This window comes from Kitasatospora sp. NPDC058190 (assembly GCF_042883685.1).
Lineage (GTDB): Bacteria > Actinomycetota > Actinomycetes > Streptomycetales > Streptomycetaceae > Kitasatospora.
Genome location: NZ_JBHVVI010000030.1, coordinates 36,901 through 52,493 on the forward strand (window position 1 = coordinate 36,901; position 15,593 = coordinate 52,493).

At 69.1% G+C, this 15,593-nt stretch carries 16 protein-coding genes and 1 pseudogene; 7 read left to right on the forward strand and 10 right to left on the reverse strand.

The window, feature by feature from the left end:
- Nucleotides 1–25: 25 nt before the first annotated feature.
- The 5 genes from ACFVWU_RS16380 to ACFVWU_RS16400 form a co-directional block, all read right to left on the reverse strand.
- Nucleotides 26–1,306 carry a 6-phospho-beta-glucosidase gene (locus ACFVWU_RS16380; RefSeq protein ID WP_387620790.1) on the reverse strand — a complete coding sequence of 427 codons (1,281 nt, stop codon included), beginning with the start codon at nt 1,304–1,306 and terminating at the stop codon, nt 26–28.
- Between the two features lie 23 nt (nt 1,307–1,329).
- The gene (locus tag ACFVWU_RS16385; protein ID WP_387620723.1) at nt 1,330–2,223 is read right to left on the reverse strand and encodes a carbohydrate ABC transporter permease; all 894 of its coding nucleotides are present in this window, start codon (nt 2,221–2,223) and stop codon (nt 1,330–1,332) included.
- A 20-nt stretch (nt 2,224–2,243) separates the two neighbouring features.
- Nucleotides 2,244–3,242, reverse strand: a complete 999-nt coding sequence (locus ACFVWU_RS16390; protein ID WP_387620725.1) for a carbohydrate ABC transporter permease — start codon at nt 3,240–3,242, stop codon at nt 2,244–2,246.
- 24 nt (nt 3,243–3,266) lie between these two features.
- A complete protein-coding gene (locus ACFVWU_RS16395) occupies nt 3,267–4,622 on the reverse strand; it encodes an ABC transporter substrate-binding protein (protein WP_387620727.1) in 1,356 nt (451 codons plus the stop codon).
- Between the two features lie 97 nt (nt 4,623–4,719).
- Nucleotides 4,720–5,910 carry an ROK family transcriptional regulator gene (locus tag ACFVWU_RS16400; protein WP_387620730.1) on the reverse strand — a complete coding sequence of 397 codons (1,191 nt, stop codon included), beginning with the start codon at nt 5,908–5,910 and terminating at the stop codon, nt 4,720–4,722.
- 465 nt (nt 5,911–6,375) lie between these two features.
- On the opposite strand from ACFVWU_RS16400, the pseudogene ACFVWU_RS16405 reads away from it, so the two are divergent.
- A pseudogene (locus tag ACFVWU_RS16405) lies at nt 6,376–6,489 on the forward strand (IS630 family transposase); the annotation flags it as partial.
- 72 nt (nt 6,490–6,561) lie between these two features.
- Here ACFVWU_RS16405 and ACFVWU_RS16410 read toward each other — a convergent pair.
- Together ACFVWU_RS16410 and ACFVWU_RS16415 are read right to left on the reverse strand one after the other, a co-directional pair.
- On the reverse strand, nt 6,562–6,939 hold the full coding sequence (locus ACFVWU_RS16410) for a nuclear transport factor 2 family protein (RefSeq protein ID WP_380614564.1): 378 nt from the start codon (nt 6,937–6,939) through the stop codon (nt 6,562–6,564).
- An 81-nt stretch (nt 6,940–7,020) separates the two neighbouring features.
- Nucleotides 7,021–7,437 carry a nuclear transport factor 2 family protein gene (locus tag ACFVWU_RS16415; protein WP_387620734.1) on the reverse strand — a complete coding sequence of 139 codons (417 nt, stop codon included), beginning with the start codon at nt 7,435–7,437 and terminating at the stop codon, nt 7,021–7,023.
- Between the two features lie 683 nt (nt 7,438–8,120).
- On the opposite strand from ACFVWU_RS16415, the gene ACFVWU_RS16420 reads away from it, so the two are divergent.
- Together ACFVWU_RS16420 and ACFVWU_RS16425 are read left to right on the forward strand one after the other, a co-directional pair.
- Entirely contained in the window at nt 8,121–8,972 is an 852-nt protein-coding gene (locus ACFVWU_RS16420; protein ID WP_387620737.1) for a helix-turn-helix domain-containing protein, read from the forward strand.
- Nucleotides 8,973–8,985: 13 nt separating this feature from the next.
- Complete coding sequence (locus ACFVWU_RS16425; protein ID WP_387620740.1) at nt 8,986–9,183, forward strand: DUF397 domain-containing protein; 198 nt, start codon at nt 8,986–8,988, stop codon at nt 9,181–9,183.
- Between the two features lie 100 nt (nt 9,184–9,283).
- Here the strand turns inward: ACFVWU_RS16425 and ACFVWU_RS16430 are convergent, their stop codons facing one another.
- A complete protein-coding gene (locus ACFVWU_RS16430; RefSeq protein WP_387620742.1) occupies nt 9,284–9,817 on the reverse strand; it encodes a GNAT family N-acetyltransferase in 534 nt (177 codons plus the stop codon).
- A 9-nt stretch (nt 9,818–9,826) separates the two neighbouring features.
- Entirely contained in the window at nt 9,827–11,065 is a 1,239-nt protein-coding gene (locus ACFVWU_RS16435; RefSeq protein WP_387620745.1) for a hypothetical protein, read from the reverse strand.
- A gap of 493 nt (nt 11,066–11,558) precedes the next feature.
- Between ACFVWU_RS16435 and ACFVWU_RS16440 the strand changes: the two genes are divergently transcribed.
- The 3 genes from ACFVWU_RS16440 to ACFVWU_RS16450 all read left to right on the forward strand — a co-directional run bounded on the left by ACFVWU_RS16440 (nt 11,559) and on the right by ACFVWU_RS16450 (nt 12,980).
- A complete protein-coding gene (locus tag ACFVWU_RS16440) occupies nt 11,559–11,735 on the forward strand; it encodes a hypothetical protein (RefSeq protein ID WP_387620748.1) in 177 nt (58 codons plus the stop codon).
- A 115-nt stretch (nt 11,736–11,850) separates the two neighbouring features.
- Nucleotides 11,851–12,483: a hypothetical protein gene (locus tag ACFVWU_RS16445; RefSeq protein WP_387620750.1), complete on the forward strand. Its 633-nt coding sequence runs from the start codon at nt 11,851–11,853 to the stop codon at nt 12,481–12,483.
- An 8-nt stretch (nt 12,484–12,491) separates the two neighbouring features.
- Nucleotides 12,492–12,980 carry a hypothetical protein gene (locus ACFVWU_RS16450; RefSeq protein ID WP_387620753.1) on the forward strand — a complete coding sequence of 163 codons (489 nt, stop codon included), beginning with the start codon at nt 12,492–12,494 and terminating at the stop codon, nt 12,978–12,980.
- 159 nt (nt 12,981–13,139) lie between these two features.
- Here ACFVWU_RS16450 and ACFVWU_RS16455 read toward each other — a convergent pair whose 3' ends face one another.
- The gene (locus ACFVWU_RS16455; RefSeq protein WP_387620792.1) at nt 13,140–14,204 is read right to left on the reverse strand and encodes a mechanosensitive ion channel family protein; all 1,065 of its coding nucleotides are present in this window, start codon (nt 14,202–14,204) and stop codon (nt 13,140–13,142) included.
- A 577-nt stretch (nt 14,205–14,781) separates the two neighbouring features.
- Between ACFVWU_RS16455 and ACFVWU_RS16460 the strand changes: the two genes are divergently transcribed.
- Nucleotides 14,782–15,426, forward strand: a complete 645-nt coding sequence (locus ACFVWU_RS16460; protein ID WP_380614149.1) for an HNH endonuclease — start codon at nt 14,782–14,784, stop codon at nt 15,424–15,426.
- Nucleotides 15,427–15,593 lie beyond the last annotated feature (167 nt).

Sequence of the window (15,593 nt, forward strand, 5' to 3'; positions counted from 1 at the left end):
CGAAGCGGGCCGGGCACCGGGCCGATCAGGCCCAGGCGAGGTGCTCGCGGTTGTGGGCGAGCAGCAGGTCCGTGAGTCGGTCGGCGCGTTCGAGCTGGCCGACCAGCGGGTGGGCGAGCAGGGCGTCGAAGACCCGGTCGCGTCCGCCGCGCAGGGCGGCGTCGAGCGCGAGGTGCTCGTACGAGGTGACGGCGGCGATCAGCCCGGCGAACAGCGGCTCGACCGGCCGCTGCGGCAGCGGCCGCACGCCGTCGGCGTCCACCTCGGCCGGTACCTCGATGACGGCGTCGTCCGGCAGGAAGGGCAGCACGCCGTCGTTACGGGTGTTCACCACCTGCACGGACGTCCCGCCGCCGGTGCCCAGCAGTGCCGCGATCAGCTGGACGGCGGCCTCCGAGTAGAAGGCCCCGCCGCGCTTGCCGAGCAGCTCCGGCTTGGTGTCCAAGTCGGGGTCGGCGTACAGCTCCAGCAGCTGCCGTTCGATCTCGGCGACCTGCGCGGCCCGCGAGCCCTGCGCCTTGAGCTCCTCGACCACCGCGTCGTGCTGGTAGAAGTACCGCAGGTAGTACGAGGGCACCACGCCGAGCCGCTGGACGAAGGGCTGCGGCAGGTGGAGGTCGTCGGCGATCTCCTTGCCGAAGTCCCGCAGCAGCTCGGGCAGCACCTCCCGACCACCCACGGCACCGGGACCGTCCAGCAAGGTGACCCCGCGCTCCCAGGTCAGGTGGTTGAGCCCGACGTGGTCCAGCCGGACCAGCTCCGGCGCGACTCCCAGGTGCGCCGCGAACTTGCGCTGGAAGCCGATCGCGACGTTGCACAGCCCGACGGCCTTGTGGCCGGCGCTCTGCAGGACCCGGGTGACGATGCCGACCGGGTTGGTGAAGTCCACGATCCAGGCGTCCGGGTTGGTCCGGCGGACCTGCTCGGCGATGTCCAGCACGACCGGGACGGTGCGCAGCGCCTTGGCGAGCCCGCCCGCGCCGGTGGTCTCCTGGCCGACGCAGCCGCATTCCAGCGGCCAGGTCTCGTCCTGGTCGCGGGCCGCCTGCCCGCCGACGCGCAGCTGGAGCAGGACGGCGTCGGCGTCCGCGACCCCCGCCGCCAGGTCCGTGGTCGTGGTGACCGTGGCCGGGTGCCCCTGCTTGGCGAAGATCCGTCGGGCCAGGCCGCCGATCAGCTCCAGCCGCTCGGCGGCCGGGTCGATCAGCACCAGTTCGCCGACCGGCAGGGTGTCGCGCAGCCGGGCGAAGCCGTCGATCAGCTCCGGGGTGTAGGTCGAACCACCGCCGACGATTGCCAACTTCAGTGCGGACGTCTTCGGTGCGGACATCAGCCCTTGACCCCTGTCAGTGTCACGCCTTCGATGAAGGCCTTCTGTGCGAAGAAGAAGAGGACGATCACCGGCGCCATCACCAGCAGGGTGGCGGCCATGGTGAGGTTCCAGTTGGTGTGGTGGGCGGCCTTGAACGACTCCAGGCCGTAACTGAGCGTCCAGGCCTCGTGGTTGTTGCTGGCGTAGATCTGCGGGCCGAAGTAGTCGTTCCAGCAGTAGAAGAACTGGAACAGCGCGACGGCGGCGATGGCCGGCTTGGCCATCGGCAGGACCACCCGCAGCAGGGTGCGCAGGTCGCCGCAGCCGTCGATCCGGGCGGCCTCGATGTACTCCTTGGGGATGGTCATCAGGAACTGGCGCAGCAGGAAGATCGAGAAGGCGTCGCCGAAGGCCATCGGGATGATCAGCGGCCAGAGCGAGCCGCCCATGCCCATCTGCTTGGCCCAGAACAGGTACATCGGGATGACGGTGACCTGGGGCGGCAGCATCATCATCGCGATGACGGCCATCAGCGCCAGGTTGCGGCCGCGGAAGCGGAACTTGGCGAGCGCGTAGGCGACCGGCAGGCTGGAGACGACGGTCAGCAGGGTGCCGGCTCCGGCGTACACCAGGGTGTTGCGCCACCAGGTGAGGAAGCCGGGGGTGTCCCACACCTTGCCGTAGTTGCCCCACTCCCAGTGGGTGGGCCAGTAGTCGGTGGTGAGCGCCTGCTGGTCGTCCATCACCGAGGTGAGGAAGACGAAGACGAAGGGCAGCAGGAAGAACAGCGCGGCGGCGATCGCCAGGGAGTGCACGGCCACCCAGTGGAGCGCGGCGCGGCGCCGGGCGGCCCGGGCGGCGGCGGTGCCGGTGCGGGAGGGGGCGGGTGCTTCGGTCGGCGTGAGAGTCATGGTCAGGTCCTCAGGGTCCGCTAGTCGTCGCTCGCCATGAAGCCGGACCGGCGGCGGAGCAGGATCGAGGTGACGGCCATCGAGATGGCGAACAGCACCAGGGCGACGACGCAGGCCGCGCCGTAGTCGAAGCGCTGGAAGCCGAGGTTGTAGACCATCTGCGGCAGGGTCCAGGTGGAGCCCTGCGGGTAGCCGGGCTCGAACTGCTGGCCGGAGTTGCCCGCGATGCCGCTGGCGACCTTCCCGGCCACGATCGCCTGGGTGTAGTACTGCATGGTCTGGATGACCCCGGTGACCACCGCGAACATGATGATCGGGGAGATGTTCGGCAGCGTGACGTACCGGAACCGCTGGAACGGGCCGGCGCCGTCCAGTTCGGCCGCCTCGTACTGCTCCTTGGGGACGTCCAGCAGCGAGGCCATGAAGATGACCATCAGGTCGCCGATGCCCCACATGGCGAGCAGGGTGAGCGCGGGCTTGGACCAGTTCGGGTCGGCGAACCAGCCGGGCTGCGGCAGGCCGAGCTCGCCGAGCAGGTGGTTGAGCGGGCCGGTGCCCGGGTTGAGCAGGAAGGCGAAGGCGACGGTGGCGGCCACCGGCGGGGCCAGGTACGGCAGGTAGAACACCGTGCGGAAGAAGCCCGCCCCGGTCTTGACCTTGGTGATCAGCAGCCCGATGCCCAGGCCGAAGGCGACCCGCAGGGTCACCATGATCAGTACCAGCCACAGGGTGTTGCGCAGGCCCTGCCAGAAGGTCGGCAGCTGGTTGAGGACGTAGTCCCAGTTCTTGAGGCCGTTGAAGGTCGGCGTGCCGAAGCCGTTGTACTGGGTGAAGGAGAAGTAGGCGGTGGAGACCAGCGGGTAGACGAAGAAGACGCTGAACCCGATCAGCCAGGGGGAGAGGAAGGCGAAGGTGCGGGCCGCCTCCCGGCGGCGCTTCCGGCGCAGCAGGTGCTGCGTGGAGGGCGCCGCCGGATCGGTCGTCCCGGCGCCCTTGCGGGTGCCGAACGCGAGTGACATGGGGAGCTCCGTGGACCGTTCCCGTTACTTCGCCTGGGCGATGTCGGTGTCGATCTGCTTCGCCGTGGCGGCCAGGCCGGCCTGCAGGTCGGTCTGCTTGCCGGACTCGTAGTCGAAGCCGAGGTTCTGCAGCGACAGGAGGTAGCCGCCGCCGTTGACGCTGGCCGGGGTGGTGCCCGAGTGCGGGTTCTTGGCGACGTCCAGGAAGGTCTTGAAGTTGGGGTCGCTGACCAGCTTCGGCGAGTTGAGCGCGTCGAAGGTGCTCGGCACGTTGTGGATCGCGTTGGCGAAGCCGACCACCGCGTCGGTGTCGGTGGTCAGGTACTTGACCAGCTCCCAGGCCGCGGCCTGCTTCTTGCTGGTGCTGGCGATGCCGACGATGGTGCCGGTCTGGTAGCCGCGGCCGTAGGTGTCCGCCTGGTCGTCCGGGACGGGGAACGGCGCGGTGGCCCAGTCGAAGTCGGGCTTGTTCTCGGCGAGCGAGGCGGTGCGCCACTCGCCGTCGATGGCCATCGCGACCTGGCCGGTGTGGAAGGGGTTCTTGGCGCTGAACTCCTCGCCGAAGGTGGCGCGGAACTTGTCCAGCTTGGCGTAGCCGCCGAGCTGGTCGACCATGCCCTTCTGCCAGTTGAGCATCGCGGCGACCTTCGGGTCGGCGGCGATGTTCGACTTGCCGTCGGCGCCGAAGTAGGTGGCGCCGTACTGGCCGAGGAAGTGCTCGGTGGTGGACTCGTAGCCGTGGTACAGCGGCATGAAGCCGAGCTGCTTGTACGAGTCGCCGTCGGCGACGGTCAACTTCTTGGCGTCGTCGGAGAATTCGCTGAAGGTCCTGGGCGGGTTCGCGATGCCGGCCGCGGCGAAGGCCTTCTTGTTGTAGTACAGGCCGTAGGCGTCGCCGAGCAGCGGCAGCGAGCACTGGTTGCCCTGGAACTGCGAGTAGTCGAGCATCGCGGACGGGAAGGTCTTGGCCGCGTCGATGCCGCTCTTCTGCAGCAGGGGCTTGAGGTCGACGAAGGCCTTGGTCGAGCAGAACATGCCGACGTTGTTGGTGGTGAAGGAGGACACCACGTCCGGCGCGTCGTCGCCGCCGGCCCGCAGGGCCTGGTTGACCTTGTCGTCCGCGATGTTGCCCACGGTCTTGACGTGGATGTTGGGGTGGGCCTTCTCGAAGGCGGCGATGTTGTCGTTGATCGCCTTCACCTCGTTGTCCTGACTCCAGCCGTGCCAGAAGGTGATGGTGACGTCCTTGCCGCCGGCCGAGTCGTCGGTGCCGCCCGCGTCGTTGGAACCGGTGCAGGCGCTGGCGAGCAGGGCCAGCACGGCGCTGCCGGCGACGGCGGCGATCGTGCGACGGCCTCTGCGGGAGGTGGTGGCGTGCACTTCGAGGTCCTCCTGGGGGTGCGCGGGCAGGCGTCATCGCCGCGGGTCCCGCGTAGGGGGTTGGGGGAGAGGTGGGTGCAGGAGCGCAGGGAGTGGATCAGTGGGTGGAGAAGACGGCCTCGCGGGCGTCGGCGAGGGCGCGTTGCAGGGCGCCGTGCAGGACGGGTGAGCCGGGCAGGGCACTGCTGCGGACGTCCGGCCGGGCGAGGCAGATCCGGGCCAGTTCGTCCTCGACGAGCGCGCGCAGGCGTTCGCCGCCCGCGCTCGGCACCGCGCCGGAGAGGACCACCAGCTGGGGGTCGACCACGGCGACGATCACGGCCAGCCCGACGGCGAGCCGCCCGGCCAGCTCGGTCAGGAAGGCGTCGCCGGCGCCCGGGGTGGCCAGGGCCTTGGCGATCGACTCCTCAGCGCTGGGCGCGCCGAGGCCGTGCGCGCGGGCCAGGGCGCGGACGGCGGGTGCGCCGACCTGGGCCTGGAAGCCGCCGAACTTGCGCCGCCGGGCGTCCCACTCGACCGGCGAGTCGGGCACCGGCATGTAGCCGACCTCCCCGGCACCGCCGGTGAAGCCGCGGTGCAGCCGTCCGGCGATCACGATCGCGGCGCCGACGCCCGCCCCGGCCCAGAGCAGGACGAAGTCCTCGAAGCCCGCCGCCGCGCCGGTGGCCTGCTCGGCGACGGCGGCCAGGTTCACGTCGTTCTCGATCGACACCGGGGCTCCGATCGCCCCGGTCAGCTCCTCGACGAGTCTGGGTGAGTGCCAGCCCGGCAGGTGGGAGGCGTAGCGCAGCTTCCCGGTGACCGGATCCGGGGCGCCGCCGAGTCCGATCGCGACGGTGCGCAGGCTCCCCGCGTCGAGCCCCGCGGCCCGGACCGCCCCGGCGACGGCGGCGGCGACTCTCGGTACGGTCTCGGCGGCAGGGAGGCCTCTGGTCGACACGCTGTGCTCGGCCAGCGTGCCACCGGTGATGTCGGCGATCGCGACCCTGATCCCGTTGTTGGTGACGTCCAGCCCGGCGACGTATCCGGCGGCCGGATTCACCTGGTACAGCTGCGCGTTGGGGCCGGGGCCGCCCTCCGTGGTGCCCACCGGCACGACCAGCCCGGCCGCCTCCAGGCGGGCCAGCAGCTGGGAGGCGGTGGGCTTGGACAGCCCGGTCAGGGTGCCGATCTGGGTGCGCGAGAGCGGGCCGTTGGCCAGCAGGAGTTCGAGGGCGGCACGGTCGTTGATGGCGCGCAGGAGGCTCGGGGTGCCGGCGAGGGGGGCCTTGGCGGTGCTCTTGGTCATGCCCGGAATCCTCCTCTTTCGGCTGGTTGACGGGAACTGTTAGGAAACTTTCCAGTCGCCTGGACAGGACCGTACGGGCCGCGTCAGCGGGGTGTCAATGGCCGGTGCAGCGGAGGATGCCGAAGCGTTACCGGACAGCACGAAGCCCACCCCGCCCAGCCTTCAAAAAGAAACTTATACAAAAGGAAAAACAAGTGTGCCACCCCTCCCCAGGCAAAGAGGGGTGGCGTACTTATGGGCGAAAGAATTAAAGAAGATGGGAATTATGGTGCGGCCCCTCGGTGATCCGAAGGGCCGCATGGGTGAGGAGGGGCACCGAAGCCACTATGGACGAAGACGTCAAGTAAGCCGCCCGCTGTCGCCCGTCGCTGCTTCGGCGAGGACGAAGCGGAGACGGCATTTCCGGACCCCTGCGCAGGAAGTCGGCCAGATCGACTTCCTGCGCAGAAGACGGGAAGGCTGTGGTCAGCCAACGCCCGCCACCCCGACGTACTTGCCGCCCAACGCAAGGAACGCGCCCGCATCCGCAGCGAGAAGGGCATCCGCTCGGGCGGACGCCCCCTCAACGCCGCAGCCTGACCGACCGCGAACCGCAGCCCCGGAGTGCCGAAAGGGACAAGTTCACGAGAAGGACAGCGACAGAAGGACGACTCAGGAGGCGGACGGCTCGATCTCCCCCGCAAAGACGATGACCTGGTCGATGAGGCTTCGCCGCAGATGGACGACGTCCGTTCCCGCCAGGCGGGGGCCTCCATCCGGCGTGGTGAAGACCCACCGGTACCGGGCCCACTCGTCAGGCATGTCCACCGCTGAGCAGCGCGCCATCGTGCCGGTCCCCGCCGGGTGGCGCCGGATGTCCAGCACGAACCGCTCGACCGCCGCGATTCCTTCGCTGCGACCCAACGGCCCCCAGAAGACCACGTCTGAGGTCAGGGCCTGGGAGAGCAGGGCAGTCACATAGCTGTCGTCCGAGGCGTTAAACGCGGAGATGAACGTGTCGATCGCGGAGCGTGCCGTCTCTTCCTGCATACCCCAGTAATACCAGCCGTTGCGCGTGCGCTCGTCCCGCGAGCCGCCTTCCGATCACGGTGGACCGTCCCGGCCACAGCACTAGCCGGGCTTTGTCATCCCGCCCAAGGGAGTTCGGCGTGGCGACACCTTGCGATGGCTGATCCGCCAGCCGTCAGCGGTGCGCACGACGGTGTCGTCGTAGGAGACGGAACCGCAGGAGCCGTCCGCCTTGATGCCCAGCCCCTTGGAACGGACCTGCACCCGGCCGTCTGCCGACGCCGTAACGACGACGTTGGTGACGTGATGTGCGACAGAGTTGGCCACTCCCAGTGCCCATGCCGCTTCTCGGATGGCCGCCACCCCGGACAGTGACTCCTGACCGAAGTCGGTGAGGTCGTAGATCACATCGGAGGTGAACAACTCCTCCAACCGGTCGAGACTTCCGTCGTCAACGAGGTGGCCGTGCAACGAGACCAGTTCGGTGATGGCCAAGCGATCTTCAAGAGCGAGCGACACGCGCGTCCTCTCCGGCCCTGCATGGAAAGCGCCAGGCCGAACATCGATCCGACGTAAGCGCGGCATCACACCGCTCAACGTGTTCGGGTGCGTCCGACGAGAGCGGGGCCGTGCACATCGTGATCATCCCTTACCGATGGTCAGCTTGCCACCGACTTGTCTGCCTGCGCCCTGTCACCGTCAGCTGAAGTACGGCTTACGGGGCAGCCTTTGGGGAGCGCTCCCACCTGGGTCTGACCCAGCGATCAACGCGATGGGTGGGCGGCCCGGCCGACAACGGCCGGGCCGCCCGTGCGTCGGCCCGTCACGGTCGACGATCCCCCAGGCCACGACCCACCCGTCGGCGTCCGCAGGACCCTCGCCGCACACCTGCACGACGGCGAACAGTCGGGGTGCGGTGTCGAGCACGAGCCCGCACAGCTCCTGGTCGAAGGTCGGGTCGGCCACCAACCCGGGCGTGATCGGACGGGGGTTTGGCGAGGGCGTAGCGGTCATGGAAGTCTCCTACGTAAACGGGAGTTGGGCGCCGCGCTGCCGCCACCACGGGCAGCGATCGTCCCTGACGCAGGATCAAAAGTAGCCAGTCGGTAGTATGTAGTCCACCGCATCTGAGGAATTCATATCACCGCCACCCGGGAGGGTGACGGCACCGACGACGGTGGTCGAGAGTGAGGAGACAGCGGATGCCGCCCAGCAAGATTCCGCCGAGCATCCGGCAGCGGCGACTCGGCGCGGAGCTGCGTCGGCTGCGCGAGCAAGCAGGGCTGTCGGTCACGCGAGCCGGGGAACTGCACGGCACCCCGCAGTCTCGGATCAGCAACATCGAGTCCGGGGGATACCCGGTGAGCGCGGATCGGGTACGGGCCCTGTCGCGTCTCTACGGCTGCGCGGACGAAGCCCTGATCGACGCGCTGGCACGCATGACCGGTGGCCGAACGCGGGGCTGGTGGGAGGAGTACCGCGAGATCCTTCCGGCCGGAGCGCTCGATCTGGCCGAACTCGAACACCACGCACAGTCGATGCGGATCGCCTCAGCTATTCACATCCCCGGACTCCTTCAGACCCCGGAACACGCTCGCGCGCTCTTCCGGGATGTTGTCCCATCCTTCTCGCCGCCGGAAGTGGAACACCTCGTCTCTCATCGCATCAAACGGCAGGCGGTGCTCTACGGCGAGCAGCCGGTCCCGCTGTCGGCCGTTGTTCACGAGGCAGCCTTGCGAATGGGCTTCGGCGGTCCGAAGGTTGCCCGGGAGCAGTTGGAATACTTGGCGACCGCGAGCGAGCAGCCTCACATCGACCTGAGGGTGATTCCGTTCGGCACCGGCAGCTACCCGAGCTCCGGCGCCGGGATCGTGTACGTCAACGCCGAGGTCGCGCGATTGGACAGTGTTCAAGTCGACGGAGACAGGTCTGAGTTCATCGACACCGAGCCGCAGTTGATCAAATATCGAGCCGTGATGGATCGGCTGGCGACAAGTGCACTCAAGCCCGACGCATCCCGTGACCTCATCCGCCGAATCGCCCAGAGCATCTGAGAGAGGACCGAGCATGGCCGTTCAGGACTGGCAGAAGTCCTCATACAGCGGCGACGCCGCCAACTGCATATACCTCTCAACAACCGCCGACTGTGACATCAAGATCCAGGAGAGCGACGACCCCGACACCGTCATCACCACCACGCCTGACACACTCCGTGCCCTCCTACGCGGCATCAAGGAGGGCGAGTTCGACCACCTGACAACGTAATTCCCCTCGGCTGGGCCGCCTGCGCGTACCGAGAGCCGACACGGGAAGCATCGAGGCACGAGCAAACAGCGGACGCATCCGGCCGGGGCCAAGTAGCGGGCTATCGGACCATGTAGCGGTACACCGGGGCCCCTTCCCAGGCCGGGGGCTTGTCGCCCAGGTCCCGATAGCCGAGGGCTTCGTACATCTTCACCGCAGCCTGTGCTTCGGGCCGGACCGCAAGGGTCACACGCTCCACCTGGGCTCCTTTGAGTACGGCTGCGTGCAGTTCCCGGCCCAACCCCCGCCGGCGCTGCTCCAGAGCCACGGCGATCTCTCGGATCACGAACGTCCGGTGTCCGTCCTCGCGGGTGAAGCCCTCGTCCAAGCCGAGGCCACTCCACCAACGGCTGTCCGACTGGAGTAGGACTCCAAAAGCGAACCCGACCAACGCAGCACCTGAGCGAGCCAGCACCAGTCGGAAGCCGGGCATGGTCCGGAACGACTCGTAGCCCTCCAGGAACCCGGCCAGGTCGCGGGGCCCCTCGAAGTAGGGCGGCTCCGCGAACACCTGCTCGTACAGCGGTGCTATCTCGTCCAGCACCCGGGCAGCGGCATCCGGATCTGTGAAGGTCTCGAAGACGGGCGTCTGCACGATTCTCCTCTAGGCGATCAGGTGGGCGGCGCTAGCAGCGGCCAGGGAGGGATTCAACAGCTTCAGGTGGGAGTGCGCCTCCTCCATCGATGTGCGCGCCCGGCCGGACGACACCTCGGTCAGCAGGACGGCTCCCGAGGTGAGTTCGTGGGCCGACTCCTCGGCCTCACCTGCTTGCGCGAGCGCCCCGGCGAGGCTGAACCGCACCAGTGCCTCGTTTCGCGCGTAGTTCGTCTCCTGGTGTTGGAGCGAGCGCCGCAGCCAGTCCACGGCCGCCTTGTGGTGCCCCGCCTCCGTGAAGAGGGATGCCTGCGCCAGCGCCAACTCCGCCGGCCCGTGGAACACCGTCCAGTCGGGTACCGGTCGCTCGTTGCGTTCTTGCTCGAAGGTGCGAGTCGCCTGCGCCAAAGTCGATCGGGCCCTGACGGGGTCGCCCATCATCGCGTGAGCGCGGGCCTCCCGGGTCATCAGGATGGACATCAGCGAGGGAGGCGCCCACGACGCGGCCTTCGACTGTGCGGCGCGGGAGAGATCGAGTGCGGTGCCAGGCTCGCGTTCTCGAAGACTCATCAGCGCCATGGACGCCATCACCACTACGGCGAGTGAGTTGTCTTGCAGCTCCTCGGCTCGGGTGAGTGCGTGCTTCCAATGCTTCTTGGCCCGGACGTTGTCGCCAGCGTCGAAGGCCAGCCACGCCACGTGTTCCGCAGTCTCCCCTGCGATCAGTCGGAGCTGACGGCCGATCGTACTCGGGTAACTCTTGGTGGCGATCAGCCGTTCGACCCGAGCGAGGTGAGCTTGGGCGAGGGGGCCGACTGTCGCACCACCAAACCGATCGTCCAGCCCGTACAAGGAAGTGAGCCCGGCCCGCAGGTCCATGACGGTCTCGGTCCCGATTCGCGGCGGCGTCAGCCCGGCGGACACGGTGGCACCGCCGGCCAGGGCGATGAAGGATCGGCGGTTCACGTCTTCTGACTCTTCTCGTGGCGTGGGTGGTGGTCCTGATCGACGGTGTGGCGGCACGGTGAAACCCGCCTGCTCCAACGGGATACCCAACATCGCTTCGAGAACCCGCTGGCGTGCCGGATGAGGGCACGGTGGTACCGGCTGACGCCAGCGGTGGTACTGGCGGCTGCTCACCTCTTCGTCCTCTCCGAGCTTGCGCGCCGTCGAGGCGTACACCTGTCTGAACCGGGCCGGGCTACTCCAGCCGAACTCGGTGCACAGGTGGGTGAATTGGGTCTCCACATCGCAGACGGTAGCCCGCGGGCTGCTGACCGTGCATAGGCCCGCGTGTGAAAAAGTCCGTCGAAAAGTCCGCCGGTGATCAGCCGTTGATCTCGCTGCGGCGGTCAACTGGTCCCTGCCTGTCGGAGTGACGGTGCGACTACTCGCTGTCGCGCAGGGTCGGCTGCCTCTTCGGAGGCTTCCTGGCTGCGCACGCCGGCCTTCGGCAGCCCACCAGCCCCGCGCTTCTCAGCGGGTGAATCGGAAGGAGTGCACGGCATGGACGACAAGAACGGCACCAGCAACGGGTCGGGCGACCACAACGGCGACAAGCCGAAGAGCGAGTAGAGACAACGGCGCTCATCGCCTCCGGCCGCTTCTGGCCGACACCCGCGTCCCTGAGCGCCCCACAAGACCCGGTCCGTCGGAAAGGTCTGACGGGCCGGGCCGCACCACCCCGCAGGACTGCGCACCCGCACCCGGGCGAGCAGAACCAACCCGATTGGAGAGGCACGTGAGCACCGCCACCATCCAGCCCGGTGACCTGGAGGTCACCAACCTGACCCGCCGCCTGGACCACTCGGTCCCCGACGGCGACTTCGCCCCGGAGGCGGGCGTCGAGTCCCTGACCCGCCGCCTGGACCACAAGGTCCCGGACGGCGACTTCGCCCCGGTGGGTACCGAGGTCTGACCGCAGTCCCCAAGTGATGCCGGTTAGTTGACGGCATGGGCGGGTCGGCGAGGGTGATCATCCGAGCCGACCCGCCGCTCGGCGTCGCACACACCCCAACCAAGGAGAGTCCGCATTGAAGACCGCCATCGCCGCCCGTGTCCCCGTCGGCTCCTTCTTTGACCTCGACCGGAAGGATCCGGTGCTGACCCGGCTCCGCGAGGAGGGTGCCGAGTTGGCTCTCCCTTTCGCCTTGATGGAGCGCCTGGTGAAGTCGGGCACCCCCTACGCGGAGCACGCCCGTTCCCTTCGCAGCGAACCCGTGAACGTGGCCGGGGCGAACTTCGAGTGGTTCGACGCCGAGCTTCCCAGCGAGATCGCCAACGAGATCAACCTGACGGACTACGAGATCGTCCAGCACACCGATGAGCGCCGCGCGGTGACCTCGCGGATGCCCAGGCCCATCTCCAAGAAGCGCTGCGCCTGCGGATCGCCAAGGGGGACGCCGGGCTGGTCGAGTCCACGCAGGCCGCACTCGACCGGGTCGAGCTGCTGCTTGGCGACGTCGCCGGATCAGCAGCAAACATCGCGGCACCGAGCCGGTGGAGCGGTCGGTGGACCTCATGGCTCCAGTCCCGCACCACGGCCCGGACGCCGGCCCGGTGGGCGGGGGACTTCCCCAACCTCCGGGACGCTGTGCGCGGGCTCACCGCACACCAGCGCGTGCACCCGCGCCACCTGCGTGATCAGTCGTTTCCCGCTGAGCTGATCGCCGCTATGGCGATGGAGGCCGAGAAAGCCGTCGCCGCTGGTGGATACCTGCACAACGGCAAGTGGAACGCGCCCGTAGGCGACGCCGCGAACCGGTTCGCCGCACAGATCGATCTAGCCGCAGTCGTAGCACGGTCCACCGGCCTGGAGGTCGAGCAGCCGCACACCGGTGTTTACATCGGCTACGAGGTAGGGCAGTTCCTCGACTTCCACGTTGACGAGTCCGGCTTCGGTGAGGCCAACCTGATCCTCTGCCTCAAGCGCGCTCGCCTCACCGGTGCGCCCAGGGTCAGCACCACCGTGTTCATCAACGCCGACGGCTATCTCGAATGCGATCTCGGCGTGGGTGACTGTGCCGTGTTCGACGGCGCGCTCACGCCGCACGGCCGGACGCCGCTCAGTGCCGGAGAGCGCGTCACCCTCATCAGCTTCGGCTTCCGCGCGCATGATCAGGCTCTGCGCACGCTCACGAACCTTCCGCCGGTCCCTCGGTAGGGAAAGTGTATTCAGCCGATCTGATACCCCTGTCCCGCTACCTCCTGACCAACTCGCACCCCCGCCGCCCTCAACCTCCAGCGGAGGGCCCGCCCCCGTTCTGTGGCTGCCACTGGGAACCACCGGAGTGGGGACAGGGCTCTCCGTCGTGCTGAACCGTTACGGCTTGGCGATCGTCGGGTCGTCCGCCGGCGGCTTCGGCAGCGGGATCGGCTCGGCCGCCCGGTAACGCGGCGAGGTCGGGTCGGACAGCGCCGACGGCGGCGAGGGCTCCGCGATCGCCACCCCGGTGGCCACCGCCGTGGCCTCCTCCTTGACCTTGATCCCGGCCAGGTCGAAGGCCGACTTCAGCCGCTGGCGCAGCGCCCGGGACACCAGCGACGCCTTGCCCGGCGCCGTCCGGGCCTCGACCCGCACCATCACCGAGTCCGCCGCCACGGACTCCACGCCCAGGATCGACACCGGCGCCCAGACCAGCTCGTCGTACGGCGCCTCCTTGGACAGCGACTCGGCGGTCTCCTGGATCAGGCCCTCGACCCGCTGCAGGTCCTCCTTGTACCCGACCTGCACGTCCACCGTGGCGGTCGCCCAGCCCTGGCTCATGTTGGCGATCCGCTTCACCTCGCCGTTGCGGATGTACCAGATCTCGCCGTTGGCCCCGCGCAGCTTGGTCACCCGCAGCCCGACCTCCAGCACCGTGCCGGTGGCCACCCCGGTGTCGATATCGTCGCCGACGCCGTACTGGTCCTCCATGATCATGAAGACCCCGGAGAGGAAGTCCGTCACCAGGTTGCGGGCGCCGAAACCGATCGCCACACCGGCCACACCGGCACTCGCCAGCAGCGGCGCCAGGTTCACCCCGAGCGCCGAGAGCACCATCAGCGCCGCCGTGCCCAGGATGCTGAACGAGGCCATGCTGCGCAGCACCGAGCCGATCGCCTCCGAGCGCTGCTGGCGCCGCTCCGGGTTCACCACCCCGTGGTTGGCCAGCAGCCCGCCCAGCCGGCTCTCCTCGTGGTGCTCGTGACCGCGCGCCATCCGCGCGATCAGCTGGGTGATCAGCTTGCTCACCACGACCCGCAGGACCATCGCGAGCACGATGATGAGGACGATCTGGAGGCCGCCAGCCAGCCAGCTCTGCCAGTGCGTGTCGAACCAGCTGGCCGCCTGCTTCGTGGTGTCGGTGACCTCCTGCGCGCTGGTGGGGATCCGCAGCTGTGGCAGCTCCGGCGCGGTGGGGGAGGGCGCCGGCGTCGGGGTGGAGAGCGTCGAGGACGCGTCGGTCAGACCGGTGGCGCCGGAGCGGAACACGTGCGGGACCTTCCTTGCTGGGGGCGTGACGGGCCCGCGCCGCCGCAAGCGGCCCGCGGACCGTGCGCCTCAGCCTATCCGTTGCCGAACGCCCGCCCGGACACGTCGAAGGGCGTACGGAGGATCCCGGACGCCCCGTCAACGCCCCGGTGCGCTCCCCTCATGCATCGCCCCCGCGCCACCCGGACCGACCCCGAACGGCCCAGGCAGGCCGCCGTACGGGCCAGGGCGCTGCTCCGACCGGCCGAGCCGTCCCCCGGGCGGGACGCCGCGCCGTGCCCCGGCGGTGCCGTGGTGCAACCCGACCCCTCCCAGGGCATACCGGGTATGACACAAGCCACACCCGGGGTTCATGTCGGGTCCGTTACACAGGAGTGGTGGCGCCGCACAAAGGCGTAAGGCGACACTGGGGGAGATCGCGCACTCGTTGTGCGATCCAACCGCTCGTCCCGGCGCGAGCCACGCGCCGCAGGCGTCCAAGGAGGCATCCGTGCCGCATGTCCTGGTCCTCAACGCGTCCTACGAGCCACTCGGCGTCGTATCGATGCGCCGCGCACTCATCCTGGTCCTCAACCACAAGGCGGTCAGCCTGGAGGACTCGGGAGTCACTCTGCACAGCGCCACCAGCGCCCTTCCGGCGCCGTCCGTCGTCCGACTGACCCGCTTCGTGCGGGTCCCCTTCTGCGGGCCCGTCCCGCTCACCCGCCGGGCGCTGTTCGCCCGGGACCACGGCCGCTGCGTCTACTGCGGGGCCGCCGCCACCAGCGTCGACCACGTCATCCCGCGCAGCAGGGGAGGCCAGCACCGGTGGGACAACGTGGTGGCAGCCTGCCGCCGCTGCAACCACACCAAGGCCGACCGCCACCTCACCGAACTCGGCTGGCGGATGAAGCGCCCGCCCGCACCGCCCAGCGGCCTCGCCTGGCGGATCATCGGCACCGGGATCAAGGACCCGCGCTGGCGGCCCTACCTGGAGCCCTACGGCGGCTCGGACCAGCTGCGCGCCCCGCAGTGGGGCGAGTACGAGCACCACGACCATACCGAGCCGAACCACTCCGTCCCGATCGGCCGGGCGCACGGCGCCCACCCCGCCCCCGTCCGCCGCGGCGAGCAGCCCGAACCGCTCTCCGCCTGACCGAAGCACCACAAGGGCCCGCCCGTCACAGCGTCGGTACGCGCCTCATGGGCCGCCGCGCCCCCCACACTGGGGAGCCCGGCGGCCCGCCGCTTTATTTTGGGCCCGGCTCGCCGCCCCCCTTTTTTTGGCCCGGCTCGCCTCCGGGGCGCTCCGACCCGGTGCCG

What these genes read in the sequence shown, in the direction of transcription:
- ACFVWU_RS16385 (WP_387620723.1), bottom strand. Translation starts at nt 2,223, where the DNA reads ATGACTCTCACGCCGACCGAAGCACCCGCCCCCTCCCGCACCGGCACC.
- ACFVWU_RS16390 (WP_387620725.1), bottom strand. Translation starts at nt 3,242, where the DNA reads ATGTCACTCGCGTTCGGCACCCGCAAGGGCGCCGGGACGACCGATCCG.
- ACFVWU_RS16400 (WP_387620730.1), bottom strand. Translation starts at nt 5,910, where the DNA reads ATGACCAAGAGCACCGCCAAGGCCCCCCTCGCCGGCACCCCGAGCCTC.
- ACFVWU_RS16410 (WP_380614564.1), bottom strand. Translation starts at nt 6,939, where the DNA reads ATGCAGGAAGAGACGGCACGCTCCGCGATCGACACGTTCATCTCCGCG.
- ACFVWU_RS16420 (WP_387620737.1), top strand. Translation starts at nt 8,121, where the DNA reads ATGCCGCCCAGCAAGATTCCGCCGAGCATCCGGCAGCGGCGACTCGGC.
- ACFVWU_RS16425 (WP_387620740.1), top strand. Translation starts at nt 8,986, where the DNA reads ATGGCCGTTCAGGACTGGCAGAAGTCCTCATACAGCGGCGACGCCGCC.
- ACFVWU_RS16450 (WP_387620753.1), top strand. Translation starts at nt 12,492, where the DNA reads ATGGCGATGGAGGCCGAGAAAGCCGTCGCCGCTGGTGGATACCTGCAC.